The organism is Marinagarivorans algicola (assembly GCF_001292705.1).
Lineage (GTDB): Bacteria > Pseudomonadota > Gammaproteobacteria > Pseudomonadales > Cellvibrionaceae > Marinagarivorans > Marinagarivorans algicola.
Genome location: NZ_LGAK01000032.1, coordinates 12,093 through 37,596, shown reverse-complemented (window position 1 = coordinate 37,596; position 25,504 = coordinate 12,093). Strand labels below are relative to the sequence as shown.

Here is a 25,504-nt window from a genome sequence, read left to right as displayed (position 1 = left end):
TATTAACTTGATTGTGTGCTGTTGGGGCTAGAGGAGCCTTGTTCATCAACCTGATTTTGATTGGGTAGGGTAATGATAAAGCGCGTGCCATTGGTTGTGTCTTGGTGTGCAGGGGACTCAATATCCAGTCCCCCTTTGTGGTCTTCTATAATGCTATATACCATCGCCAGACCAAGGCCGGTGCCTTCTCCGGGTTCTTTGGTGGTAAAAAAGGGCTCGAAGATACGGTCTTGTAATTCTTGCGGAATTCCCGAGCCAAAGTCGGTGACGGTGATAGTGGTATGCTGAGGGTTGGACGAGCCCGCTACAATAACATCGCCAAATAACGGGCTAGCATCGCGTGAGTTAGAGAGCAAATTAACAAAGACTTGAATCAGACGCTGACTGTCGGCATAAACACTGAGTGATTCGGGTACTTCGTTAACAAAATTGACTTGGTGTTTCTCTTGTTGCAATGACAATAACGAAATGGCTTCTTGGGCGCAATCGCGTAAGCTGACACTGTGCATGTGATCGGAGGTTTGTTGCCCCGCATGCGAAAAGCTCACCAAAGTTTGTACAATGCGACTGACGCGATCGGTTTGCGATAATATATGCTCAATGCATTCGAGTACTTCAGGGTCTTCAGTGTCGTAACGCATATTTTGGGCAAGGCAAGCAATGCCTGTCACCGGGTTGCCAATTTCGTGAGCGACACCTGCTGCTAAGCGCCCCACCGAGGCGAGGCGCTCGCTGTGTAAGAGCTCTTGCTCTAGCAACTGCAGCTCTGTGACATCTTCTAAAATAATCACTTGGCCATCACTTTGCTGCGATAAGCTTGAAGGGATTGATGCCTTGTGCAATGTAATCCAGTGCGGGCGTTGGTTGAGTTCAATTTGACGCTTGTAAAAACGGTGCTCTGACGAGTTGGAAAAGCGATGCAATAAACTCCCCCAGGGCGCGCGAATGTCTTTGATATGAGAACCTGTAACCTCATCGCGCTCTATCCCGGTTAGCTTGGTCATCGCGCTGTTCCACATCAATATCTCGAGGTCTTGACCAATCGAGCAAGTCGGCAAGGGTAGCTGCTCTAGGGTTTTACGATGATATAAGCGCAGATTGTTAAGCTCGGCAGCAAGTCCTGTCAGTTGATCGCGCACAACAACCAAGCGGCTTTCAATGAGATTGATATCGGGTGCATCATGGGCTTCGGGTACTTTGTAAGGGACCAGTCGATCAATAATATCGCTTGCCATAGCAATACCCATAAGGCTTGATAAGTTGGCTTCGAGTTCGTCACGTAAGCGGCGCAATGCGAAAGGACGATTCTCGTTGGGCTTGATGTTTAGACGATGCAATGCCCGCTCGACTTCGGCTTTTGCTGTGGAGGCGCCAATGCGGGTACTGAGTCGATCGATAATTTCGTCGGGTGAGCGAATATCAAGTGTGAGCCTGACTGGATGGCTTAGTTCATCTTGTGAGCACAGTTCGGCACTGTAGCGCTCGTCATCGCTTTGACGGGTTAAACGAGAGACAATAAGACACGCGAGTGCGTTAATGCCTAGACTCCACAGTGTAATGTCTTGCCATGCATCAACGCCGGTGATTATGTGTACTGGGCCAATAGTGGTGCTCCAGTGATGCTGCCCTAAAATAAGCGGAACAAACAGCCCGACAAACCACGTTCCGCCACCAGCCGCAACGCCAGCGACTAAGCCGCGTCGATTAATCTTAGGCCAGTGGGTGACGCCGAGCACGCTGGGCAATAACTGCAAGGTGCCAATAAAAGCCGTTAAAGCGAGTTGGGTTAACGTAAATTGGTTATTGAGTAATAAATAAAAGGCAAAGCCGACCAGTACAATAAATGTAATTAAGCCGCGGCGCATCCAAATGAGCTGGCGATAGAGGTCGCGTTTGGTTTTAAGTGCATTGCTTGGCAGTATCCACTGATTGAGAATCATGGTGGTCAGAGCCAGAGTCATGGCGACTAAAGCACCTGTTGCGGCAGATAATCCACCAATATAAGCCAATATAGCAATAAGGGGATTACCGTTAGCTAACGGGATGGCGAGCGGGAAGTACTGCGCGGGAATATCCAAAGATAAATGGTAGCCGCCCCATAAAATAGGGAAAATAGGCAAAGCCATTAATAACAAAAATAACGGAAAGGCCCAAGAGGCTAAGCTGCTACTTTGACGCACAGGGTTTTCGACAACTGTCATGTGAAAAATATGTGGCATAGAAACCGCAGTGGCGATAAAAACGAGCATGAGTGTATGCGCGGTGGCACCATCGCTAGCGGTATACAGTGCTAATGCGTGATGAGGATTATTACTCAACCAGTCATCAAGCCCCGATAGCCCGCCAAAACCGACCGATACTACATAGCCGCCCACAATTAAAAGCGCTAAAAGCTTAATGAGCGACTCGAAAGCCATCGCGTTGATGAGCCCTTTGTGGTGCTCGCGGTTAGCGCCAAATAATACGGCAAATACAGCGATACCTAGGCAATACACTAAACCTAGGGATTGTTGCATGCCCAATTGGCCAATTTGTGTTTTTTGCTCTTGCCCTTTAATGAGCAGCATCATGGTATCGGCAACGGCTTGGATTTGTAATGCAATCAAAGGTAGCATGGCCAGTAGCATAAGCAGTGTGACCAGCGCACCGACCAAGTGACTGTGGTACCGAAAAACCAGTAAGTCGGCCATGGAGTTGATTTGGAAGCGTTTCGCTAGCTCCACGAGCGGTCTTAAAGCAAAGCCGCCAAACAAAAAGAGCAGACCTGTACCGATATAATACGCGAGAGCGCCGTAACCAAAGCGATCGGCTAGCTCGATGACCCCATAAAATGCCCATGCACTGGCAAAAATACCAAGCGATAAAATGTAAGTAATTGGGTGAGTGGTGACTTTATCGGGAATCCAATTGCGCTCGGTGGAGTAGGCAATGCCAAAAACCATCGCAACATACATAAAGCTGATTAAAGCGACCTGTGCAAATGAAAAACTCATGAGGCTTTTTGCTCGGCAGCGCGTTTTGCTCTGTATTTTTGCACTAAGTAAGCAACCACCACCACCAGTAGCCAAATACCGAACGGACGATACCAGTGACCCTTAGGATCCATCACCCAGCCAATAAGTGCAGGCGCAAAAATATAGGCGACCAAAGCGAGATAAACGAGTGGGCTGGGCTTATTCATAATATAAACTGAGTAAAATGTGGGCAAATACTACTCAACTTAAGCCCGTCTAGCAATGAGAATGCCTAATGTTGTGAATTTTAGTAACTAAATGTACTGAGTAAATGCCAAAATAGACTTCAAGAAAAACACCTAACATGCCAAGCATCTATGCCCCAGCTAAGCAATTGCTTAGTGTTGGCATGTGGTGGCGGGGTAAACCCCATCTGTTGCAAGCAGGTGTAAATATTTTTCTGGGGTGTGTTGATATCAACCGCCGGTGCACCGTGCTGTTTGCTGAGTTTATAGCCCCGATCATCGAGTAGTACGGGAATATGGGTAAATTGAGGTGCTTGGTAATCTAGGGTCTCAAACAGCATTAATTGATTAAAGGTGACATCAAGTAGGTCATCCCCGCGCACGATGTGAGTAATACCCTGTGCAATATCGTCGGTAATGACGGCGAGTTGATAAGCAAACAGGCCATCTTTACGGTGGATAATGAAATCCCCTGATGCCAGTAAATCTTGTTGCTGTGTACCACATAGCGTGTCGATAAAGCTGACTTGTGTGTTAAGGCCTAGTGTTGACGCGTGTTGTATATTGAATTTGATTGCGCCATCAGTGTGCTGTAGATAACGACAATGACCATCATAAACCCCATTGAGCGTACGCAGTATTTTGCGGCTGCATTGACAGTAGTAGGTTAATTGTTTGGCTTTAAGTTGTGCGAGAGTGCGCTGGTATGCGGCGGTGCGTGTACTTTGATAGAGTATTTCACAGTCCCAGTGCAGCTCGTGTTTGATCAAACATTCCACAATAGCGTCGGCAGCGCCGGCCGGTTCGCGGGGCGGGTCTATGTCTTCCATTCGCACGAGCCATAATCCCTGATGGACTTTAGCATCAAAGTAACTGGCAAGTGCACACGCCAGAGAGCCTAAATGCAACGCGCCTGACGGTGACGGAGCAAAGCGACCAATATAAGGCCGTGACGTGGTTTGTGAGGGTGAAGGGGGTACGCTAGGTATTTTAATAGGTGCGGGCATGCTGGGGTAGCTTATGTACCTGTTGTGTACTAGGGGTGAGTATATTTAAGTACGGGCCTACACGCTACAGCCTCTTGATAAGCGCGCATAAACTGCAGGCTTATCAAGAGGCTAGATATGATGGTACCCGAGTTGCCGCAATAAGAGTGTGGCCGTATTCTTATCAGTAATGAGCGAACGCTGCCACGGCGTGATGATTACCCGCCGACTTGTCTTTCTTTGATTTCTGCGAGTGTTTTACAATCTACACACTGAGTCGCTGTTGGGCGAGCTTCTAGGCGGCGAATACCAATTTCGACGCCGCAGGCTTCGCAATAACCGTAGTCATCGGCTTCTATGAGTTCGATTGTTTTGTCAATTTTTTTGATGAGCTTACGCTCGCGATCACGAGTGCGCAGCTCTAAGCTAAACTCTTCTTCTTGACTGGCTCGGTCAGCAGGGTCGGGGAAATTGGCGGCCTCATCTTTCATGTGGCTGACGGTGCGGTCAACCTCTACCATTAGTTCTTCTTTCCAAGCTAGCAGCAAGTTTTTAAAATGCTCTAGTTGGGTATCGCTCATGTACTCTTCACCATCACTAGGCTGGTAAGGCTTAAAGCCATGCAGGGCGAATTGAGTTGCTTGTGAATCGGGCATTATTGCGGCCTCTTAATCTCTAAAAACCAAAAACTTTCCGTTAGTATTACCGCTATCAAAGTGGCATTGGCGCAAAAATTGGGGCAATCTTTACGATTTCAATAGTGAATCGTTGTTTACTCGCCTCGGCCAAGCCGGCAAACCTAACAGATTCCCCAAAAGTGCGCTAGCCCTAAGGTTAGTTAGTCAGGATATTTAATGATTCTTACGCCATTATTACGAAAAGCGACACTAGTACGACGCTATAAGCGTTTTTTAGCCGATGTGATTTTGCCCACGGGCGAGACCATAACGGTCCATTGCCCTAACACAGGCAGCATGAAAAACTGCATTGTCGAGGGGAGTGACTGTTGGCTGCTGCATAGCGACAACCCAAAACGAAAATACGCATATACCTGGCAGTTAGCCACTACGCCCACAGGCCACCTCGCCTGTATCAATACACAAGTGGCCAACAAAGTGGTGGCACAGGCATTGGCCCAAGGTGTGGTGAGCGAGCTCAGCGCCTACCCTTCTGAAGGGATTCGCACAGAGGTAAAATACGGTGACAAAAGCCGAATAGATTTTATGCTTGAGGCCTCGGGTTTACCTCAATGTTATGTTGAGGTAAAAAGTGTCACGTTATTGGATACACTACAGCCTGAGAACCCTGATGCTGAATATTGTGGTTTTTTCCCTGACGCTGTGAGTACGCGCGGGCAAAAACACCTGCAAGAATTAATGAATATTGTGGCAGAAGGTCGGCGCGCGGTATTGTTGTTTTGTGTGCTACATACAGGGATTCAAAAAGTGAGAGCTGCGCAACACATTGACCCTAAATACGCCGCTTTATTGCAAGAGGCAAAAAAAGCGGGTGTTGAGATACTAGCCTACGGTGCGCATATTTCATCGACTCACATTACGCTGACTACCGCATTGCCTGTAGAGTGCTAAGCGCTGAGTATGCATCATTATAGACCTGAAGGTTATGTTGAAGCTTGATCTTCTAAAACTAGCGTATCGGCTATGCGTTGAATATTCACTGATTGCAATGTATCGCCTGCGCAAGGTCCACTCACACATTCGCCACTGCTCGGTATAAACAGGGCCCCATGGGTTGAGCAGCGTAACAGTTCGGTATCAGGATCTAAAAAATGGTGTGCCTGCCACTCGAGTGGGATGTGCAAATGGGGGCAGCGGTTAATAAATGCAGTAAAAATGTGCGCTTGTCTCACCACAATATAGTGCTCACCATCCATATTCACCCCTAAGGTTTGACTATTGGATGCTGGGTGATCGTTATGCGTTGTTTGGGGTTCTGCAAATTGCTCAAAATGTGCGATAGTGCAAAGTGTTCTCACAAGTTTAGGCCTAGGTTAAAAGGCATTATTGTAACGCGCGCAAGCTATCAGTGTAGAGTCTATTACAATAGAGCTTATTGTATTGTTGAGGTATCAACAATACGTTAATTATTAAGTTCTGCAACTTTAGCGGGCTCTTCAGCGTCGTTAACCAGCTGTGCTTTTAAGGACGCAGGCAAATCGTTCCAGTGTACGTCCATCAACGCGCCTTGTAAGGCGTAAAGCATGACTTTAGAGACGTGAATACCGCGGTCTTTGATGCGACGGTAGGTGTCGACTGCGCCTACATCTTCTAAGTCTTGATAAGTGTTGATACCAACAGCGTGTAAAATATTGACAGAGGCCATGCCGAGATTGCGAAGCTCTAGCAAGTCTTGATTTTTTAATTTAGCATTGGCTGGCATAGTGATAGTCCTAGTGGTTTATTATTATGGCGCGATTAAAAGTTAATTATTCACAGCATCGTGGATCGTTTTTTAGGTTATACAATTTCAGGTTATACAATATGAGAGTCTAAAAGCTTTATGCCCCTCATTAATGTAGACAACGTTTTAATGTTTAGCACAAGATTTTAAATTTAAAAATTATCTTTAGAAAAGTGCTAGCTAGTTCCTGAATTAATTCATTGCTTTCGCTTGTTTAATCTGCAAAGTGTTTAAATAAGCGCCTGCAATAGTAGCTTTTTTAAACAAATACACAATTATTTAGCGCCAAAATGAGGAGCTCGAGTGTTTAATCGCGATAATGCTTTAGGGTGCGATGATTCGCATGTGGTTGATGTTGTTTTTAATGACAACTGTAGTGTGCCTTTACATAAGCAACTAGTCACACCGTTACAGCATTTAATGGCATCGGCCCGACAGGCTGGCTTTTCGTTAAATGTGGCGAGCGGGTATCGAAGTTTTGGTCGGCAGCAGGCGATTTGGGATGCCAAAGCTTGTGGTCATCGACCGGTTTTGGATGCCCAAGAGCGTCCCATTCATTTAACGACATTAACAGCCTGCGAGCAGGTGCGCGCTATTTTACGATGGTCAGCACTGCCTGGCGGGTCACGTCATCACTGGGGATGTGATATTGATATTTATGAAGCTAGCGCGCTACCCAATGGGCAGTCATTGGCTTTGACGACTATCGAGGCAAATACATTATTCATCGATTTTTATGATTGGCTAGAAGATCATTTAGCATATCAAGAGGATTTTTTTAGACCGTATTATGGCAACAATAAAGGCGCTGTGGCGAATGAGCCTTGGCACTTAAGTTATAAGCCGTTAGCGCAAAAATATGAAAAGCTGTGTGACTATCAGGCTTTTCGTCAGCAGTTGATAAACGCTAATATTCAGTTAATAGATGCTGTACTTGAGCAACTACCGTTTATTTACGAGCATTATGTGGCAGCGTATTTTACTGCGTAAAATACATCTGCTAATGGTTAAATGTTATATCGAGTAACCAAGAGTTAGCGATCAACAACATAACGAAGGGTGATATGAAAGATGGACTTAGGTGATTAACTGTATGAATGATGTAGCTTTTGGCTTACCCACAGAAAAAAAAGTAACAAGTAAAAATGTAACAAGCAAAACATTAAAAGCGGTTATTTTTGACTGTGATGGCGTGTTAGTCGATAGCGAACCTGTCTATGCCGAAGCGTTTTCGAGCACTTTAGCGGCTTTTGGTTTTGACTTGCCTGCTTCACTTTTAAGGGAGACTTTACAGGGTAAAAGTATGGCGGATTGCTATGCATGGCTGGCCAAGCATTGGGGGTTTAGTGTGACCGCGCATTTTGAAAAAACGTTACTGGCCAACACTGATCAATTGATTATCAATCGGCTACAGCCCATTGATCATGCCGCGATGATAGTGGCAGCGATCCGCGTACCGAAGGCTGTCGCCTCTAATGGCCTGCGCCAATCGGTATTGGCGAATTTAAAGCGTTGCCAGTTGGATCACTTTTTTGGAGAGCATATTTATACGGCTGACCAAGTGGCTCAGCCAAAGCCCGCGCCTGATATTTATTTATTAGCGGCTAAGCGGTTAGGTGTATTGCCTACAGAGTGTGCAGTGGTCGAGGATTCTCCACTGGGCGTGGCCGCTGCTGTTGCTGCGGGCATGCAAGTGTGTTGGTTAAATCAAGGTACACAAAGGCAAGCGAGTAAAGTCACGCAGCATGAGAAAATACACAGTGCTAGCTCGATGCAGGCTGTAGGACTGTGGCTGGTTGATCAAGGTCTGATGGATCGGTAAGCCAATTCAGGACGGTGTAAACCACCTTAGGGGTAAGTTAAGCTGCTATATTTGTCATTAGAGTATAGGGCATTGCTACTAGGCATATAAATTTTTTACAGCAAGAGCGTTGATAAATATGATGGCCCTTTCATTAGAAATAGGGCCTATCTATTGAGTTGATAAGGCATATAGCGACATGAGAACCATAAAAGCTGCTGTACTTAAGAGGAATAATTGTGGAATCTGAAAAATTTGATTTGGTTTTTAGCGGGCAAATTTTGCCACGACAAGAGCTTGAGACTGTTAAGGCAAATATGGCGGCTTTATTCAAAATTTCATCCGCTCAGGTAAAGGTGCTATTTAGTGGTAAGACTATTGTACTGAAACGTAATATTGATTTAACCGCGGCTAACCGCTATCGCGTTGCGATAAAAAAAGCAGGCGCGCGCGTTGATTTATTAAAAGCAGGAACTGCGTCAACTCAGGTGGCAGCTAAGGCGGCAGAAAAAGCTGCCGCCAGTACTCATACAAGTACTCAAGCCAGCGCCGGTACTCGTGCTGATGTGAATGGCGAGGCCAATGCCAATGCTGTTAGCAATAGCCCTCCAGCCACACCGCCTCAAGCTCCTAGAAGAACACCTCAAGCCCCTGTGGCAAAAAAAACTGATGACTCGAGGGTGAGCCTCGAGGCGCTACCTGTCGGTGAAGGGTTACTCGCCCCCAGCACAGACTCGCCTACGACGGTTGTGGTACCTGATTTTGAAGTGCTGGATTCGGGGAGTGATTTACTCAGTGAACACGAAAAAGCGCAGGTGGCCCCTTTGAATATTGATCTATCGGCTATTACCGTACGAGAGCTAGGGCCTTTAGTTGATGATACCGAGCGCGTACGCATGACCTCCGTCACTGTAACTGAGCTACAAGCTGACATTTTGCCAGCAGGCTCAGATTTGCTTCAAGACTCAGAGCGCCCGCGGATAACGCCTGCAAATATTCAGGCGTTAGATCTTGATATTGCGCCAGTAGGTGCGCGTTTAAATAGCGACAAGCCACCGGCGCCAGCAGCCCCTAATGTTGATCATATTGCACTTGCCGATGACTGATTGTGGTCATGAGGCTTTAGCCCTTTTTCCAATTGGGGCAGTGAATATCGCTACCGCCGGAATTTTTGATGATGCCCTCAGCGTTGTGCTGTGCAATATAAGGGCGACCCGTAAAGCTTAGTGTGACACGTTGTACTAACTGCTTTATTGGTGTGGCAGGACAATAAATAAAGCTGGCAGGTGTATGGCTTGAGCCATTATTCTTGAATTGCAAGCGGGTATGGTTATTAAGGCGTAAGTGACCGTTTAGCGCTAATGGTGTGATGCTGATTAATTCTTCATGGGAGTCTCGTATTTTATTCTGATTTACATCGACAAAAATTTGTAAATGTGAAAAATGACGTGATTGACAAACACCTTGTGTATTACTGCCACACAGAGATGTTGTAATGCCGCGTGCTATTGCTAGCTGTCGCGCTGTTTGCAGTTGAGAGTGGAGAGTGTAAATAACCATGTGTGACTCGGCCTTGGCACGCCAATAACTGAAGCCGGGTATGGCGGCCAATAATAAAATAGCCAAAATGCTAAAGGTTATTAAAAGCTCAATAAACGTTAAACCATACTGTGAGCATTGTGCTTTGTGAAAGGTAAACCATGAGGAAACTAACATCACACACTCCTTTGTAATAGCGACGGCCTAACACTAGTTTAAGAGTGTGTGATTTACTAGTAAATAGTCAAAATATAATGTTAAACGGCGTTATTGTTACTCATTTACTGGAAATAGCCAGAGGCTATTGATGAGCAAAGAGCCCCTTATATTGTTTTAGCACCTGATTTGCAGAGTCAATACTGCAGAGTCAATACTGACTTTAGCACTGTCGATCGAGATTTAGGCTTGCTGGTTATGTAACGCAATAGCGTCGACAATTTCTTTCTTAGCGGTGTCGGCATCTTCCCAGCCGTCAAGTTTAACCCATTTCCCTTCTTCTAAGTCTTTATAGCGCTCAAAGAAATGAGAGATTTGCTTGATTTGGATTTCAGGTAAGTCTTTGTAAGAGGTAACCTTATCGTAAAGCTTTGTGGTTTTACTAACCGGTACCGCTAAAATTTTAGCATCTTCGCCAGACTCATCCGTCATTTTAAGTACGCCAATCGGGCGACACTTCACTACACAGCCCGGCACTAAAGGTGAGCCCATGACAACCAAAACGTCTGCTGGGTCGCCATCACCACATAACGTATTTGGAATATAGCCATAGTTACAAGGGTAGCGCATTGAGGTGCTTAAAATACGATCAACAAATAAGGCGCCAGTGTCTTTATCTAGCTCATATTTAATGGGCTCGCCGCCTTGAGCAATTTCGATGACGACGTTAACTTCTTCTGGCGCATTTTTACCCGTAGGTACATTGTTAAGGCTCATAATATGGTTCCCTATGAATTTATATAAATGATGGTTAAATGATCAATAAATGTAAAATCGGCGGGCATTCTAGCATAGGCAGCACAATTTACAGTGTTCTTAATCAAGCTGAATGTCGTACGAGTCACGCTGTGCGCAGGTTGCGGAGTATAGTAAGGTTCCTATGCTATAGTGCTTCGCGTTTTATATGGGGGTCAAGCTTGAGGATGGGTAAATGTTAGACGATTTAGTACGCGAGGGAGTAGGGATGACCTCGCGGCGTACACGTGAGCGCCTAATAGAGCGGTTAAAAGTAAAAGGAATCAGTAATGAAGATGTACTCAGCGTGTTGGCGGCTACGCCTCGGCATCTATTTGTTGATGAGGCGTTAGCACATCGGGCATATGAAGATACGGCATTGCCTATAGGGTTTAAGCAAACACTGTCTCAGCCTTATACGGTGGCCCGTATGACTGAGCTGTTACTCACCCACTGTAGTCGCTTTGAGACGGTGTTTGAAATTGGTACCGGCTCTGGTTATCAAACGGCAGTATTAGCGCAGCTCTTTAAGCGAGTTTATACCGTAGAGCGTATTGCCGCGCTACAGCAAAAAGCAAAGGCGCGATTGCAAGGGTTGGGCTTTTACAATATTCAATACCGCCATGCTGATGGCCACTTAGGTTGGCAAAGCGGTGGTAGCTTTGATGCCATTATGGGCACAGCAGCAGCGGCCGATTTACCCGAGCAACTACCCAGTCAGTTAAAGTCGCAGGGGGTGTTGATCCTACCTGTGGGTGACAATACTCAAAATTTAACCCTGATTCGACGCGATGGTGATACTTTTTCGACTGCGGTTGTTGAATCGGCTAATTTTGTTCCGCTATTAAAAGGAATCATCGCTTGAATCAATCAAAAAGAACGATTAAAGACTATGCTGTTATAACCTTAAAAGGAATGGCAATGGGAGCTGCCGATGTGGTGCCTGGCGTTTCCGGTGGTACCATCGCTTTTATTACCGGTATCTATGATGAGTTTTTAGGTGCGCTAAAAAACTGTACGCCTGCTGCATTATTGATTTGGAAGCAAAAAGGCTTCACAGTATTTTGGCAGCATATTAACGGCAGTTTCTTAGTGGCTTTATTTACCGGCATTTTGCTGAGTATCAAAACCTTTGCGGCTATTATCGAGCATGCCTTACGCGCTCACCCTATTTGGGTATGGGCATTCTTTTTTGGGTTGATTATTGCCTCAATTGTACTGTTGGCTCGCCATATGACTCAGCGCTGGCGAGTGCGCGATATTGTGGCATTACTCTTAGGGGCAGCGCTTGTTGCGGGTATCTCGCTGGCGGCGCCTACGCAATTACCGGGGCATTGGTGGGTAATGTTTCTAGGTGGTTTTATTGCTATTTGTGCCATGATATTACCAGGCATTTCAGGAAGCTTCTTATTGCTACTGATGGGTTTGTATCCGGTATTTTTAGGTGCGGTTAATCACTTAGAATGGGATTTACTCATATCATTTGGTGCAGGTGCGGTGTGTGGCTTAATGGTGTTTTCACGCGCACTATCCTGGCTATTAAACCATTACCATCAGGTAACGGTGGCGACCCTAACGGGCTTTTTAGTGGGGTCGCTCAATGTGACTTGGCCTTGGAAGGAGCCAGTAGTAACTATGCTGAACAGACATGGCGAAGAAGTTGTTGTGCAAAGCAGTAATGTATTGCCAGCACAATTTGCTACTGTTACCGGCCAATCACCCGATACGTTATTGGCAATTACTTTCGCTATTGCCGGTGTTATGTTGGTCTTAATTGCTGAGTTTTTTGCCAGCAAGTTCGGAAAATCATAATTAAAACTGGTACTTTTGTTTGTTTTCTTGTTTTTTTTAGCAAAAAAAACCGTTTTTTTATATTCTTTAGCAATAATAATCAGGTAGTTATAGCAACTCTTAATAACTATTTATACTTAAAAACTATGTTAAATGCCAAAAAACTGCCAAATGAATATGATTATGTCAAAAAAGCATCACCCTGTGTGAATGCTTTTTTATACATTTTATTGGCTTTTTTATGTGGCCCTTCTTGCGCTAGCCAGTCAAATAAAGCCCCCATATTGAGCGTGCCCCAGCCGGCGAGCTCGACAATATCGCATCACGTGGTTGCAAAAGGCGATACATTGTATGCGATTGCATGGCGATATAACTTAGACTATAAGCACCTCTCTCAAATCAATAAAATCACGCCGCCCTACGCGATTAAACCGGGTCAGGTTTTACAGCTAGCCGGGGTTGCGCCTCGCGTGCCTTATCGCGTGAGTCAGCGTAAGGTGCGCCAAGTAAAAGCGAAATCACCGGCGGTTGCGCCTGCACCTGCACCTGCACCTAAGGTGACTCAAAGCCTAGTGTCTGCACAGCCTAAGCCCTCACCTAAAGTACGACCTCCTACAGTCATTAACCGTTCTAAAAAAAGTACAAAAAAGCCAGTAGTCGTCAAAACCTCGACAGTCAAATCTAAGTCTTTAGTGTGGGGGTGGCCTGTTAAAGGCAAGATAGTTTCGTCTTTTAGTGCCGGTAAGGGGCTAAACAAGGGGATTGATATAGCGGCGAAATTAGGGGAATCTGTACGTGCTGCTGCGGACGGACAGGTTGTTTACGCCGGTAGCGGTTTGAGAGGTTACGGTAATTTGATCATCGTGAAACATCAAAATTCATACTTAAGTGCTTATGCACACAACAGTTTGTTACTAGCAAAAGAAGGTGATGATGTGACACGCGGAGAGAAAATTGCTGAGGTGGGAGGTTCCGGCGCGACAGCCATTAAGCTACATTTTGAAATTCGTCGTGACGGTGTGCCCGTTGATCCACTGAAGTATTTGCCTCGTTAAGCAAGCAGCCCGTGAATTTTTACGGGTACTCAATAAAAAATATAAGCTTTGTTTAAGACTTTATGGGCCAGAACACAAAGAGCAGTTGAATGGATAAACTGGAGTAAAGTTTATACCGCTTTGGCCGAAAACCTTATATACCCTCAATAACAATGATAAAGATAAAAAAGAGGTGGGCTAAAACTGTGCATGATTTTAGCCAGTTTAAGGCATATAAGATTGGGGTGTACTGACATTATTGGCAAACGGATACAGGGTTAGACGTTGACGGAGGGCCATTTTTGATGTTGCACAAAAATAAAATAAGTCTGAGGATGAGAACATGGTTGCTCCACAACTTAGTTCCAAAAACACTACGCGAAAACTAACCCCCACTGTTACAGCGCTTGAAGAGTTTGATGATATCGCCGTGCTTGAGAACGGTAAGGTGATCGATCAACCGGCAATGGATACCCCCGAGCTTGTCGAGGGTGCTTCTTTTGACTCACCGGCGGCTTTTAATGCTGCGCAAGTTGATGAATCGCACACGGTTGTTGCCAAAAAAATAGCTAAAACTAAAGCCAAGTCTAAATCCAAGGCAAAAGCTAAGGTTAAGGTTGAAGGTAGCGTTGAGGCCAAATCTACAGCTTCGGCCAAAGCGAAGCCTAGGGCCAAAGTCAACCTTGAGGTTAAAAGCAGTCCGGAGGTCGCTAAATCTCAGGCTATCAAGTCTGAGACCTCTAATCCCGATACGACTAAGGCGGACCTTTTTGCCGTCGATGAAGAAGAGCAGCAAAAAAATCTTGATGCGACCCAGCTATATTTAAATGAAATTGGCTTTTCGCCGCTGTTAAGTGCAGAAGAAGAGGTCTTTTTTGCGCGTAAAGCGCTTAAAGGTGAGGAGCCTGCGCGTAAGCGCATGATAGAAAGCAACCTGCGTTTGGTTGTGAAGATATCACGCCGTTATGTGAATCGTGGTTTGGCCTTACTTGATTTAATTGAAGAAGGTAACTTAGGATTGATTCGTGCTGTAGAAAAATTTGATCCTGAGCGTGGATTTCGCTTTTCAACGTACGCCACTTGGTGGATAAGGCAAACCATTGAGCGAGCTATTATGAATCAAACGCGTACCATTCGCTTACCTATTCATGTGGTGAAAGAGCTTAATGTGTATTTACGCGCAGCACGTGAGTTATCGCAAAAACTGGACCATGAGCCATCCCCAGAAGAGATTGCTACTTTACTTGATAAACCTGTAGAAGATGTTGAGCGAATGCTAGGTCTTAATGAACGTGTAGCCTCTATGGATACACCGATCGGCCCTTCCTCCGATAAAACGTTAGTCGATACTGTTGCTGATACTCATGTATCTGATCCTGTGGCCTTACTGCAAGACAGTGATTTAAGTGAAAACTTAAATAATTGGCTTGATGAGCTGAGTGAAAAGCAGCGTGAAGTGGTGGCTCGTCGCTTTGGTTTGCGCGGGCATGAATCGAGCACTTTAGAGGAGGTGGGTCGTGAAATTGGTTTAACACGTGAGCGTGTACGCCAAATACAAGTTGAGGCTTTACGTCGGCTACGTGATATTTTAGAAAAGCAAGGCTTAAACGCAGTATCACTGTTTGGTGCGGTCTAGCGGTTAAGTCTTATGGTATGAGTGTGACAAAAATAAAAATACATTTAGGCCATTAATAAAAAAACCAGTCTTTTACGGCTGGGTTTTTTTATGGTTAATAGCCCTGCTCAAGAACGATTGATCTCAATACAAAGCTGGCTTTAAAGTGACATATTACGAGATAAGTGCATCGCGAATAATCTTACCGCCGTTAAAGCGTACATTAATGCGTTCTTCACTAATACCTACACTACGTGCCAGTGTTTTACTGACAGAAACCAGTGTTTGCTCGTAAGGAGTATCGGCGTTGTCAGTTTTACCATTGGCCGCGTTAATCCCTGTTGCTGAAAAATCGATGATGGCTTGAGCGGCCTCGACAATGATTCATTAGTGCCGAATTCTGGCATCTCTGAAGAGTTACCGGCTTTTTTACTTAGCGTTATTATGATGATCGAGGCTCTTAATTGCCAAGGCCTCAATCATCATTATCGCTAATATAGTCGTAGCTCTTAGCGATTGTTTAGGCTTGAATTACGCTTTAGTGGGCGCTTTTTTAGATCTGCTTTCTTCGTTTAAGGGCTCTTGTTTTATCGGTGCTTCTTTGATTGGGTTTCTATCTCTGGGTTGTTGCTTATCTTTTTCAGGGTCTTGTTGAGGCTCTTGTTCAGGTTCCTGCTGGTCGTCACCTTTAGGTGTTTTTGGGGTGTTATCTTTAGGGCTAGTGTTATCAGTATTGTTTTGCGCTGCTTTTAGTGACGCTAAAATAGCATTGAGTTTTTCTAACTTCAGGGCTTTCTCGTTTTCACTTAAGTCGTCCAGCGCTTCAATTTTTGCAATAGTCGCTTCTATTTTGGCAATGGCATCAACTTCGCAGTCACGCTCTTTAGGCATTTTGGGTGTGCCCATCATATCTTCATGTGCGTACTTTTCTTCAACGCGATCTTTGATGTTTTCAAGCTTTTCATCAATTTCGTCTTCGATCATTTCTTTTTCGTGTGTTTCCATGCCGTTGGTATGCTCGCGCTCTTCGACCATGTCATCAACTTCAGCAAGGTTGGCTAAAATTTCTTCGATATGGGCAACGCCTTTAGTATCACCAGCTTCGGTCAATTTAAGCAGTAATGCTTCAAACTTTTCAATGACCGCTTCACGATGCGCTTCAGGGTAATCAAAATCCATTTCTACATCATGCTTCATGCGCTCGATTTTATCAGCCATTTCACGGGTGTCTTCTTTATCCATAACGTGCTGATGATCTTTTACGCGATCTTCGATATCTTTAATGCGCTCTTCAACATCTTGCTGTCCTACTTCTTTATCGGCTTTTTCGGCGCGCTCTTTTGAAGGTCGCTCACGCTCTTTTTTAAGGCGCTCTTCAAGTCGAGTCATCTTGTCTTCGATGTCTTTAAGTTTGTCTTCAGGGGCTTGCTCTGCGCGAGGCATTTCATCTTTGCTCGGTGTGGTGCGCAATGATGTTATGTGTTTGGCTTCTAGTTCGCCATCGGCATTGTAGGTACCGCTGATTAAGAGTTTGTCACCGTCTTCGCCAAGGGTAATTGTTGTGAGATCTACAGATTTGGTAATAACGGTATACTCTTGAATAACGACCATAACGCCATCAGCGGTGGTGAGTAAGCCATCATTTACAGCACTTAAAGTCGTGTGTAAGCGGCCCGATTGCTTTTTGTCTTGCTCGCGCTCTTTATTGATACGAGTTACGCTCTTAACAATACGTTTACCTTGCTTATCTTTAAAGCCGTCAACCACTACGGTGTCGCCAGGGGTGATGTCTTCCATATTAAAGTAGCGCTCTTTGGCTTCTTTATCGCTGTAATCGGTATCGTCTTGTAGGCGGTATTTTTTACCGTTAACGGTCATTTCGCCTGTTTGTGTGTCTACTTCTTCTACGTTACCCATCATGCGTAAAGTAGCGGCGAGTTCACGTTTTACACTATCAACATCAATACTACCATCGGCGTTAACATCGCCTTTAATAGTGACCAATTCACCGGCTTTAATGTCGTCCTTATCACCGTTTTTGATATCTTCATTGTCGATGTTTTTAACGGGACGACCGTCAATTTCTAAATGTTCTTTGCCTTCTTTTTTAACGAGCTTACCTTTGATTTCTACACGTTTTTTTCGTTGGCTGTCTTTTTCGTCATTTGTTGGGCGTTCTTTTTGGGTAATAACCACAACTTTACTGGCCACTAATACGCCGTCGATTGTTTCGCCGCGTACAAGTACACGTACGCCATCGGTTAGCTCGTCACCTACAAGGTTAGCGCTCGCAAATTCAATGTTTTTGCCTTCAAGGCGAAACGTGTTGCCATCGCTAGTGTTTAAGCTGCTCACTATGCCCGACAAGCGCTGTTGGGTATTGGTTTGCTCTTGGCGAATATCAATACGTGTTGCAACGATTTGACCATCGGCATTCGTGCGGCCACTAACGCGCACCACAACGCCTTGCGCTAAGGGGGCCAAAGTCACAGAATCAATCGCATCATCGAGCTTTGTATCGCCGTCGATTAAAACAGTTTTACCCATAACGGTCAGAGTTTGCGCATCACTATCAACAGTTTCTACTTGGCCGGCTACTTTGCTAAAAAAGCGTATACGGTTGGCTTTGGCGCCTTTTTTATCTGTTTTTTCACCGTCAACTTCGACGACCATGCCTACATCGAGTTCATCTTCGGTAGCGGGCTCGCCATCAATGGTGACTTCAGCGGTATCAGTATCGTAATGCACACCATTAACAATAACGCTGCCAAAGCCGTCAATTTCGCCAATAGCTGTAATGGCAACGGTTTTTGCTTGGTCATTGAGCGGGGTATCAATGTTAGCTGTTGTTTCGCTAGTACCGGTACAGCCTGCCATAGCTGCAGTAATAGCGGTGGCTAGAATCAGTTTCGAATGAATGTTTTTCATGATGTGCCTCTTTAATGTTATGTGCAGTAGTGAGTGCTGTTGTTATTTTGCGTTAAGCCAAGTACGGGCTGATCTTGATGCTATTAATGCTTGTTGATCTTAAGTACCTGTGTGATTCATGAGTCATGCTGGTGTATTGAGTGACTCTTGTAATGGCCTCAGTAGGTGCCTTGCTGCCATATATGATCATATTAATATCATATATGGTTTTTTTATAGAGGGTAATAACGTTTTAAGAGGTTTGTTGGTGTAATTGAGATCAGGGTCTCGAGGTGTGCAAAACAAAGTCACTCTTTTCATTATTTAAAGTGATTAATCTACAAATTAATGTAGTGTGAGAGTATTATTCTCATATATGGTTATTGGCAGGCTGCTTGATTGGGCTGCTAGGTAAGGCTGGTTTGGCAGGAAAGGGCGCTTTAAAGTGGTTTCTTTTAAGAAAACCGGTTTTCAAATAGAGGTGATTTTTACGTTGATGCATATAGTGCTATGTGTGTAAGTACTATGCGTACAAGGGCTATGTATATCAGCGTTTGTAATAACTAATCGAGCACACTTAATATTTTATTATCAAGCGGGGCCTCATGGGGCAAGAGTCAGATAAAGCATTAATAGAAGCGGCATTGAGCAATTTACTCGACCCTATTGCCGCTATGCTATTGCGCAACGGTGTAACTTTTCAGGAGTTTACGGCGCTGGCTAAAGGCACCTATGTGGCAGTGGCGCAGCGCGACTTTGGTGTGCGTGGCCGGCCAACCAATACCGCAAAAGTATCGGCGTTGACAGGCATTGATCGCAAAGAGGTGAAGCGCCTTAAAGACTTATTAGCGCAAGGCGCTCGCGTAGCCGAGGCGCGCGAGGGGCAAGATAAAATGTCGCGTGTGGTGCGCGGCTGGTATGAAGACCCAGAGTTTTTAAATGAGCAGGGGCACCCTGCGCACTTGCTCTTAGATGATGGCACGCTAAGCTTTAAAGAGTTGGCGCGCCGCTACAGTGGCGGCCTACCGTTTAACGTGGTACTTAAAGAATTAATACGGGCCGGAAATGTGGTTGAGCTAGACGGTGGTGCGTTACGCGTACTCAAGCCTTTTTATACCCCGCCAGGGTCTGACCCACAGGCAATGCTGCGCGCCGGTACGGTGATTAACGAGCTTGCCAATACCCTGTTGCATAACCTTTATTTAACCCATGAAAGCCCCAAAAAAACACTGCGCTTTGAGCGCCGGGCCAGTAGTAATCATATCCTGGCTAAAGACGCTCAAGCCTTTAAGGATTTTTTGAATCATGAGGGGCAAGCCTTTTTAGAGCGTGTTGCGCAGTGGATTGTGGCACATCAAATTGACCCAAATGCCCAGCCCCCGTCTCATAACCCTACAGAAATAGTGCGCCTTGGTGTGGGTGTTTATGGTATTGAGAGCCCAAATCAAGGAGAGCGGTAAATGTTATTTGACTTTAATTTGCCTTATTTCAAGCGGCCTTATTGCAAATCATCTTATTTCAAGGTGTTTTATTTTAAGTTCTTTCATTCCAAGTTAACAAAGTGTTTGGCGTTTATGAAATTAATAGTATTAAAATGTATAGCGATGGGTATTTTGGCTTTGGGCTTAACCGGTTGCGGTGAAACTGAAGGCGATTTATTGGGTAATAATAGCGGTACTATTATTGATGGCAGCGGGGCGCCCGAGCCGGATATTGCCGGCACGGTGACAGGGGTGGTCAGTGGTTTTGGTAGCGTATTTATTGATGGGGTACGTTATGCCACAGATAATGCCGAGGTTTATATTGATGGTGAGCTAAAATCTGAAGCTGACTTGAATCTAGGTGATTTTATTACTGTATTTACTTTGACTGAGGATGACGACGGAGAAATTGCTGCGCAAACTATTTATGCCGAATCTGCGGTGCGTGGCGCCATTACTCATATAGATACTAGTGTGGGTGAGCTGACAGTGTTAGGTCAAAAAGTGACTATTAATGATGAGACCTTTTACGGCGAAAGTACGGTAACTATCGATGCCTTTGGTGTGGGTGATATTATTGATATTCGTGGTCCGAGTAACAATAGCGGCAGTGTTGTAGCAACGCGGATTTACCCTAGCGACAATCGTCAGGCAAGTTTGCGCGGTGTTGTTAATGCGCTTAATATTGCCGAATCGACATTTTTAATGTCTGGCATTGAAGTGCATTACGGCGCAGCTAGTGAGCTTCCTGATGCCTTGAGTGATAGCTTACCTGTTGTCATAAAAGGTACTTTTGATAGCGTACTACAGCGCTTTATGGCTCAGAGCATACGTCAGCGCAATGATGCGGTTAGTCATTTTGAGGGTATCAATACGAGCATTAAAGTGCGCACCGAAGGTGTAGTGGGCGATATTATTGCTGATGCCGATAGCGCTACTCTAGGTGCGATCGGCTCATTAATATTGGATGGGCAAAAAATACATATTACCGAGCAAACCCTGTTGATTAATAGCGATGCGGCACCCGCTACATTTGCTGAATTAACTGATGGGCAATATCTTATTGTATTAGGCATGACTGATGGGCAAGGACAAATTATTGCTGAAAAGGTAATTGTTAAGGCGCTCAAACGAAAGTGGGTGCAAACCACACTCAATGGTATAATTACTGACATCACCCAAGCGACACCTTCATCTGTTAAAAGAGCCGCAACAGGCGAGATTATTATTGAAGGCACCACAGTATTGATTAATGAGCACACGCGATTTGTGGCTTTAGATGCAAGCTTTATGAAAAAGCGCATCAACTTCGAAGATCTAGGTGTTGGTGATATAGCTGTGGTGCGTGGGACGCGTGAATATGAAGCTGCCAATGATTCATTCAGTGCACAAGGTATTGAAGGCTTGAGCGATAGCGAATGGGTGCAATTGCTTGACTCAAAAGAGCAAGGCACTGCGGCTCAGCTATCTGGTTTTACAAAGTCGCTGCAAAAAGGCAGCTATCAAAAAAGTGCTGACCCCGATTTGACTGAGGGCCCTATAACCGCGCGTATTATTGAGCTCAAGCGCGTGAATACCTTAAAAGAGAAGGGGCCGATTAAAGAAGGGCCTGTTCAGCCTAGCCCTATTAAATCTACGCCAGTTAAAGAAGGCCGTGGCGGTATGTAGTCTTTTTTAGGTTTGGGGTACCCAGATGACGTACTGATCACAGGGGGGAAGGCAGTGGCTTAGTCATAAAAATGAAATACAAATATGTTAGCTAATCGGTTAAACTTGGCGTTATTATTAACTGCGCGGTACTTAATAGCTCATTGACGCTGATGACTTTGCTTGCGCGGTAGATGTTTGTGATGTTAAGGAGCCGTATGCAGTCTATTGCAGTTTACAATTTAAAAGGTGGTGTAGGGAAAACAACAACAATTGTTAATCTAGCCTATTTAGCCAGTCAAAATAAGCATAATACCTTGTTGTGGGATTGGGATCCTCAAGCGGCATCGACATGGTATTTTAGAGATAATATGTCGACAGGTAAAAAAACAAAAAGCCTTAAATTGTTTAGCCAGGGGTTACCTATTGGCGGACTAGAGCTAAGAACTCCTTATCCGCGGTTGTCGTTGATTCCTGCGGATTTAAGCTTAAGAAAAATAGAAGGCGCATTAGAGTTACATAAAAATCCTCGTAAATTACTCGATAGCCTGATTGCGCCATTGAGTGAAAATGCCCGCTTTTTGTTTCACGATTGCCCGCCAAGTTTATCACCAAGCGTAGAGTATTTAGTTTCAAAAGCCGATATTGTTTTGGTGCCAATTATTCCTAGCCCTATGTCCGTCAGAGCTATTGCCCAAGTGGTTGACTTTTTTAGTCGGCAAAAATACCAACCTAAGCGTATTGTTGGCTTTTTTAATCAAGTTGATATGCGGCGCAGTGTACATAAACAGACTGTCGCTAACGCTAAAGCAATGCCTATTCAAATGCTTAAAACGTGTATTCCCTATGATAGCGCCGCCGAAAAAATGAGTGAAAAGCAAGCCCCGCTAGCGGCCTATGCAACTAAGGGACGAGCCGTAAGAGCCTACGAAAACTTATGGAAAGAGCTCAAGCGTGAGCTTAATATGGTGGCGAAATAGTATAGGGTCATAAATAATTAAAGCGCTCTTTTAGCCTGCCTATCCATAGATTACGTTTTGAGATACTGCTTTTGCACTAGACTGTGATCAGCCCTCGGTAGGCAGGCGGTGAGCCGAAAGCCTATAATGCGTTTTAATCGTTCACTCAAGGGTGTGCCCATGCCTGTCAATATTATGCCTCCAGAACATGAAAAATTAAATTATGTTGAATTTCCTGCTAACAATTTACTGGCCACTAAAGCCTTTTTTGGGCAAGTATTTAATTGGCAGTTTCAGGATTATAGCCCTAGGTACATCGCATTTACTCATGCAGGGCTTGATGGAGGTTTTTACCAAAGTCATGCCTGCTCTCATAGTGCACAAGGTGCTGCGTTATTAATATTTTATAGTCACCATTTAGAGCGGAGTCTCGACAAAATAAAAGCAGCAGGTGGGGTTATCACAAAGCCTATTTTTGACTTCCCTGGAGGCCGTAGATTCCATTTTACTGAGCCGAGTGGTAATGAATTTGCTGTATGGTCTAGGGTAGCGTGATACGGCACACGAATGCAGCGCACTCATTATTTGATAACGCGATGAACCAATATGTATGCTGCCACTGAATACAGTGTGTATTTTTGAAACTGAGTATCCAGTAGTGCATTTATTACTTATTACTGCGCCAGTGTAATGATAATCTCTATGCTTGCCGAGCGGCCGTGGTCATCGACAACTTTTAGCGTATAAGTACCAACCGTTGCTGACCAAAAAAATGTTTGATCGGCCGCTTGGCTACCCAAATATTGCTGATTGGCAAACCAATACAGCTGTGCAACATTTGTATCGGCTGTTGCTTTTAAGGCGAGTGTGTTGTGGTTTTTTTGTAGTGCATAGGTTAATTGATTGCTCGGTGATGTAATACGCGGGGCAAGGCCACTACTGGCGGTATCATCTAGTGTGCACTCAGGCATAAAAGCCGGCGGTAATTTTCGCTGAATACCGGCCTGATTAAATAATTGCAATAAGTCACTGGGCCAAAATTCAAAAACGCGCTGGGTTTGTGTTTTGGGATTGGGGTTACATGCACGTAGTCCCGTTTTTTTATCTAGCCATATTTTGCGATAAATATTGCCACTTTTAATAGGCGATTTACCTGGAATAAACAAACTTTTACGTAAGGTGGGGCAGTGCTGGTTAGGGAGTTCGCCGGTATCTTTACACACATCAATCAAGCGAAGATTAAGTGGCTTGCCTTGGTGGGTAAGGCGTAACTTTGTGGCGGCTTTGGGGGGGACAGTGGTAATATCGGGCCAATAATTGCGTATAGGCTGCTCATTAGCAATAGCCTGAATAATATTAAAAAATAATGGCCCTGCTGCTGCGCGCCCTACAAAATTAGGGTTGCCCTCGCCATCAAAATTACCCACCCAAACAGCCAATACATAATGCCCAAAAATACCCACAGCCCAAGCATCTCTAAACGCAAAAGAGGTGCCTGTCTTCCAGTACACATCATAGGGTTTGGCTTGATACAGTTTTTGTAACGGCGTATTTTGGTTAACTTTGGCCGTGCTTTTTAGCATATTTAAAGCAATATAGGCCGCCTCTGGGCTTATTAGTTGCGTACCCTTTTTGTCACTTGTTAAAAGGCTACGTGTTTTTTGGTGCAACCCTAAATTGCCTAGCATGGCATATAGCCCAGCCAGCTCATGCATCGTTACCTCTACACCACCTAACGCTAGGGCTAAACCATAAAATTCAGGTGAGCGCAGTTGGCTAATACTGGCATTAAGTAATAGCTGGTGAAACGTAGGCGCCGTGAGCTGCGCCTGTAAGCTAACCGCAGGCACATTGCGGCTGAGGGCTAAAGCGTGGGTGGCTAATACCGGCCCCATAAATTGTTGGTCATAGTTTTCGGGAGTATAGGCACCAAAGCGTTGTGGTGCATCTTTAAGTAATGAATAGGGATGTATTAAACCTTGATCAATGGCGCCAGCATAAATAAAAGGTTTGAGTGTAGAGCCCGGCGAGCGCTTAGCGCGGGTACCATTGACTTGACCGTGAATACTGCGGTTAAAAAAATCAACCGACCCAAGCTCTGCCTCAATATGCATAGTATTAAAGTTTAATAATAGTGCAGCCGTATTATTAATGCCCGAGTGTTTATGGCGTGTAATGTATTGCTGGGCCTGTTGGCGAACAAGTTTTTGCAGTGGTAAATTAAGGCTTGTCGTATAGCTTTGTGCCGGCTTGTAGCGGTGCTGCAGTATAAGCCTGTTAATAAAATGTGGCGCTACAAAAGGCAGGTTTTTAATTGATTGAATATTGACATAATCAATAATTAGTGGCTTATCGCCATTAACTCGTCGAGCAATTTTTAACGCCGCATTAAAACCTGTGTGCGTGGCAATATTACGCTTATTAGGGTTTTGTGGTATTACGGCCAATAAGGTGGCCTCTGGCTGAGTGAGTGCGTGGGCTGGTTTATTAAAGTAGATCCAACTCGCCGCGCCGATACCTTCAATATTAGCCCCATAAGGCGCTAGGTTTAAATATGCTTGCAGTATTTGTGCTTTAGAGTAATGGCGCTCTATTTGTAAGGCGCGTAGCATTTGTTGTATTTTGCCCACAATAGAGCGGCTATTCATATTAAAGCGTAAACGCGCAACTTGCATGGTTAATGTGGATGCGCCAATACGCCTTGTTCGTTTTATATAGGTGTCGTTAATGGCGCGCGCGAGTGCGGCAATATTAACACCTGGGTGTTGGTAAAAATATTTATCTTCGTAGATGATGGTCGCTTGCTGAACATTTTGGGTGATAGCCTGCAGCGGCGTATACAGCCTAAAACGCTCATCATTGGCCAGTGTCAGGCGCAGCAGTTCGCCACTTCTGGAAAAGTACGCACTGGAGTAAGAGGTGTGTTTGATAAGCTCAGGTTTTGGGCTTAACCAATACAGAATAAAGCCTACTAGCACGCTTAACCCCAATAGTGCAAAGCCATAAAATACCATACGGGTAAACGAGGGAGTAAGTTTTATCATGGTGTGGCACCTAGCCCATTAGGCACGCGTTTAATGATCATTTTTAACAACCATTTCTAGCGACTCTTTTTAAATATTATTTTTAACAGCTATTTAAAAGTAGTATTTTAAATTAACCGCTTTAATACA

Annotated in this window: 22 protein-coding genes; 12 read left to right on the top strand and 10 right to left on the bottom strand. The window is 44.8% G+C overall.

Annotated features, from left to right (window positions below; genetic code table 11):
• Positions 1–2: 2 nt before the first annotated feature.
• The 4 genes from AC438_RS11570 to dksA all read right to left on the bottom strand — a co-directional run bounded on the left by AC438_RS11570 (position 3) and on the right by dksA (position 4,841).
• The gene (locus tag AC438_RS11570; RefSeq protein ID WP_053981421.1) at positions 3–2,993 is read right to left on the bottom strand and encodes an ATP-binding protein; all 2,991 of its coding nucleotides are present in this window, start codon (positions 2,991–2,993) and stop codon (positions 3–5) included.
• Positions 2,990–3,181 (bottom strand): hypothetical protein, encoded by a 192-nt coding sequence (locus tag AC438_RS11565; RefSeq protein ID WP_053981420.1) that lies wholly within the window; start codon positions 3,179–3,181, stop codon positions 2,990–2,992. Before AC438_RS11565 ends, AC438_RS11570 begins: the two co-directional genes overlap by 4 nt.
• Before the next feature lie 119 nt (positions 3,182–3,300).
• Positions 3,301–4,206: a tRNA glutamyl-Q(34) synthetase GluQRS gene (gluQRS, locus tag AC438_RS11560; protein ID WP_082354126.1), complete on the bottom strand. Its 906-nt coding sequence runs from the start codon at positions 4,204–4,206 to the stop codon at positions 3,301–3,303.
• 197 nt (positions 4,207–4,403) lie between these two features.
• Positions 4,404–4,841: an RNA polymerase-binding protein DksA gene (gene dksA, locus AC438_RS11555; RefSeq protein WP_053981419.1), complete on the bottom strand. Its 438-nt coding sequence runs from the start codon at positions 4,839–4,841 to the stop codon at positions 4,404–4,406.
• A 198-nt stretch (positions 4,842–5,039) separates the two neighbouring features.
• Here dksA and sfsA point away from each other — a divergent pair, with 198 nt between their 5' ends.
• Positions 5,040–5,774, top strand: a complete 735-nt coding sequence (gene sfsA, locus AC438_RS11550; protein ID WP_053981418.1) for a DNA/RNA nuclease SfsA — start codon at positions 5,040–5,042, stop codon at positions 5,772–5,774.
• Between the two features lie 32 nt (positions 5,775–5,806).
• Here sfsA and AC438_RS11545 read toward each other — a convergent pair whose 3' ends face one another.
• Both AC438_RS11545 and AC438_RS11540 read right to left on the bottom strand, forming a co-directional pair.
• The gene (locus AC438_RS11545) at positions 5,807–6,181 is read right to left on the bottom strand and encodes a Rieske (2Fe-2S) protein (protein WP_238376378.1); all 375 of its coding nucleotides are present in this window, start codon (positions 6,179–6,181) and stop codon (positions 5,807–5,809) included.
• 104 nt (positions 6,182–6,285) lie between these two features.
• A complete protein-coding gene (locus AC438_RS11540) occupies positions 6,286–6,585 on the bottom strand; it encodes a TfoX/Sxy family protein (RefSeq protein ID WP_053981417.1) in 300 nt (99 codons plus the stop codon).
• Positions 6,586–6,909: 324 nt separating this feature from the next.
• Here AC438_RS11540 and AC438_RS11535 point away from each other — a divergent pair, with 324 nt between their 5' ends.
• The 3 genes from AC438_RS11535 (at position 6,910) to AC438_RS11525 (ending at position 9,513) form a co-directional block, all read left to right on the top strand.
• Positions 6,910–7,596 (top strand): M15 family metallopeptidase, encoded by a 687-nt coding sequence (locus AC438_RS11535; protein ID WP_053981416.1) that lies wholly within the window; start codon positions 6,910–6,912, stop codon positions 7,594–7,596.
• Positions 7,597–7,699: 103 nt separating this feature from the next.
• Positions 7,700–8,428, top strand: a complete 729-nt coding sequence (locus tag AC438_RS11530; protein WP_053981415.1) for an HAD family hydrolase — start codon at positions 7,700–7,702, stop codon at positions 8,426–8,428.
• Between the two features lie 218 nt (positions 8,429–8,646).
• The gene (locus AC438_RS11525; RefSeq protein WP_053981414.1) at positions 8,647–9,513 is read left to right on the top strand and encodes a hypothetical protein; all 867 of its coding nucleotides are present in this window, start codon (positions 8,647–8,649) and stop codon (positions 9,511–9,513) included.
• Between the two features lie 16 nt (positions 9,514–9,529).
• On the opposite strand, the gene AC438_RS11520 is transcribed toward AC438_RS11525, so the two are convergent.
• Positions 9,530–10,123, bottom strand: a complete 594-nt coding sequence (locus AC438_RS11520) for a GspH/FimT family pseudopilin (RefSeq protein WP_053981413.1) — start codon at positions 10,121–10,123, stop codon at positions 9,530–9,532.
• Positions 10,124–10,345: 222 nt separating this feature from the next.
• The gene (ppa, locus tag AC438_RS11515) at positions 10,346–10,879 is read right to left on the bottom strand and encodes an inorganic diphosphatase (RefSeq protein WP_053981412.1); all 534 of its coding nucleotides are present in this window, start codon (positions 10,877–10,879) and stop codon (positions 10,346–10,348) included.
• A 214-nt stretch (positions 10,880–11,093) separates the two neighbouring features.
• Between ppa and AC438_RS11510 the strand changes: the two genes are divergently transcribed.
• The 4 genes from AC438_RS11510 (at position 11,094) to rpoS (ending at position 15,358) form a co-directional block, all read left to right on the top strand.
• Complete coding sequence (locus AC438_RS11510) at positions 11,094–11,762, top strand: protein-L-isoaspartate(D-aspartate) O-methyltransferase (protein WP_053981411.1); 669 nt, start codon at positions 11,094–11,096, stop codon at positions 11,760–11,762.
• Positions 11,759–12,709, top strand: a complete 951-nt coding sequence (locus AC438_RS11505; protein WP_053981410.1) for a DUF368 domain-containing protein — start codon at positions 11,759–11,761, stop codon at positions 12,707–12,709. The genes AC438_RS11510 and AC438_RS11505 overlap by 4 nt, the downstream gene beginning before the upstream one ends.
• A 185-nt stretch (positions 12,710–12,894) precedes the next feature.
• Positions 12,895–13,743 carry a peptidoglycan DD-metalloendopeptidase family protein gene (locus tag AC438_RS11500; protein ID WP_238376377.1) on the top strand — a complete coding sequence of 283 codons (849 nt, stop codon included), beginning with the start codon at positions 12,895–12,897 and terminating at the stop codon, positions 13,741–13,743.
• Between the two features lie 322 nt (positions 13,744–14,065).
• The gene (rpoS, locus tag AC438_RS11495) at positions 14,066–15,358 is read left to right on the top strand and encodes an RNA polymerase sigma factor RpoS (RefSeq protein ID WP_238376376.1); all 1,293 of its coding nucleotides are present in this window, start codon (positions 14,066–14,068) and stop codon (positions 15,356–15,358) included.
• Between the two features lie 510 nt (positions 15,359–15,868).
• Here rpoS and AC438_RS11490 read toward each other — a convergent pair.
• Positions 15,869–18,265, bottom strand: a complete 2,397-nt coding sequence (locus tag AC438_RS11490) for a DUF5666 domain-containing protein (RefSeq protein ID WP_053981408.1) — start codon at positions 18,263–18,265, stop codon at positions 15,869–15,871.
• Positions 18,266–18,849: 584 nt separating this feature from the next.
• Here AC438_RS11490 and AC438_RS11485 point away from each other — a divergent pair.
• The 4 genes from AC438_RS11485 (at position 18,850) to AC438_RS11470 (ending at position 22,886) form a co-directional block, all read left to right on the top strand.
• Entirely contained in the window at positions 18,850–19,704 is an 855-nt protein-coding gene (locus tag AC438_RS11485) for a DUF6502 family protein (RefSeq protein WP_053981407.1), read from the top strand.
• A gap of 114 nt (positions 19,705–19,818) precedes the next feature.
• Complete coding sequence (locus AC438_RS11480) at positions 19,819–21,393, top strand: DUF5666 domain-containing protein (RefSeq protein WP_156317068.1); 1,575 nt, start codon at positions 19,819–19,821, stop codon at positions 21,391–21,393.
• A 197-nt stretch (positions 21,394–21,590) separates the two neighbouring features.
• The gene (locus AC438_RS11475) at positions 21,591–22,352 is read left to right on the top strand and encodes a ParA family protein (protein ID WP_053981405.1); all 762 of its coding nucleotides are present in this window, start codon (positions 21,591–21,593) and stop codon (positions 22,350–22,352) included.
• A 159-nt stretch (positions 22,353–22,511) separates the two neighbouring features.
• Complete coding sequence (locus AC438_RS11470; RefSeq protein WP_238376375.1) at positions 22,512–22,886, top strand: VOC family protein; 375 nt, start codon at positions 22,512–22,514, stop codon at positions 22,884–22,886.
• 119 nt (positions 22,887–23,005) lie between these two features.
• Here the strand turns inward: AC438_RS11470 and pbpC are convergent, their stop codons facing one another.
• Positions 23,006–25,375, bottom strand: a complete 2,370-nt coding sequence (pbpC, locus tag AC438_RS11465) for a penicillin-binding protein 1C (protein ID WP_053981404.1) — start codon at positions 25,373–25,375, stop codon at positions 23,006–23,008.
• Positions 25,376–25,504 lie beyond the last annotated feature (129 nt).

Excerpts from the sequence above, each read along its gene's own strand:
- AC438_RS11540 (WP_053981417.1), bottom strand. The coding sequence starts at position 6,585 with ATGCCAGCCAATGCTAAATTAAAAAATCAAGACTTGCTAGAGCTTCGC.
- pbpC (WP_053981404.1), bottom strand. The coding sequence starts at position 25,375 with ATGATAAAACTTACTCCCTCGTTTACCCGTATGGTATTTTATGGCTTT.
- AC438_RS11490 (WP_053981408.1), bottom strand. The coding sequence starts at position 18,265 with ATGAAAAACATTCATTCGAAACTGATTCTAGCCACCGCTATTACTGCA.
- gluQRS (WP_082354126.1), bottom strand. The coding sequence starts at position 4,206 with ATGCCCGCACCTATTAAAATACCTAGCGTACCCCCTTCACCCTCACAA.
- AC438_RS11520 (WP_053981413.1), bottom strand. The coding sequence starts at position 10,123 with ATGTTAGTTTCCTCATGGTTTACCTTTCACAAAGCACAATGCTCACAG.
- AC438_RS11480 (WP_156317068.1), top strand. The coding sequence starts at position 19,819 with ATGAAATTAATAGTATTAAAATGTATAGCGATGGGTATTTTGGCTTTG.
- AC438_RS11570 (WP_053981421.1), bottom strand. The coding sequence starts at position 2,993 with ATGAGTTTTTCATTTGCACAGGTCGCTTTAATCAGCTTTATGTATGTT.
- dksA (WP_053981419.1), bottom strand. The coding sequence starts at position 4,841 with ATGCCCGATTCACAAGCAACTCAATTCGCCCTGCATGGCTTTAAGCCT.
- AC438_RS11475 (WP_053981405.1), top strand. The coding sequence starts at position 21,591 with ATGCAGTCTATTGCAGTTTACAATTTAAAAGGTGGTGTAGGGAAAACA.
- ppa (WP_053981412.1), bottom strand. The coding sequence starts at position 10,879 with ATGAGCCTTAACAATGTACCTACGGGTAAAAATGCGCCAGAAGAAGTT.
- AC438_RS11565 (WP_053981420.1), bottom strand. The coding sequence starts at position 3,181 with ATGAATAAGCCCAGCCCACTCGTTTATCTCGCTTTGGTCGCCTATATT.
- AC438_RS11530 (WP_053981415.1), top strand. The coding sequence starts at position 7,700 with ATGAATGATGTAGCTTTTGGCTTACCCACAGAAAAAAAAGTAACAAGT.
- rpoS (WP_238376376.1), top strand. The coding sequence starts at position 14,066 with ATGGTTGCTCCACAACTTAGTTCCAAAAACACTACGCGAAAACTAACC.
- AC438_RS11510 (WP_053981411.1), top strand. The coding sequence starts at position 11,094 with ATGTTAGACGATTTAGTACGCGAGGGAGTAGGGATGACCTCGCGGCGT.
- sfsA (WP_053981418.1), top strand. The coding sequence starts at position 5,040 with ATGATTCTTACGCCATTATTACGAAAAGCGACACTAGTACGACGCTAT.
- AC438_RS11470 (WP_238376375.1), top strand. The coding sequence starts at position 22,512 with ATGCCTGTCAATATTATGCCTCCAGAACATGAAAAATTAAATTATGTT.
- AC438_RS11485 (WP_053981407.1), top strand. The coding sequence starts at position 18,850 with ATGGGGCAAGAGTCAGATAAAGCATTAATAGAAGCGGCATTGAGCAAT.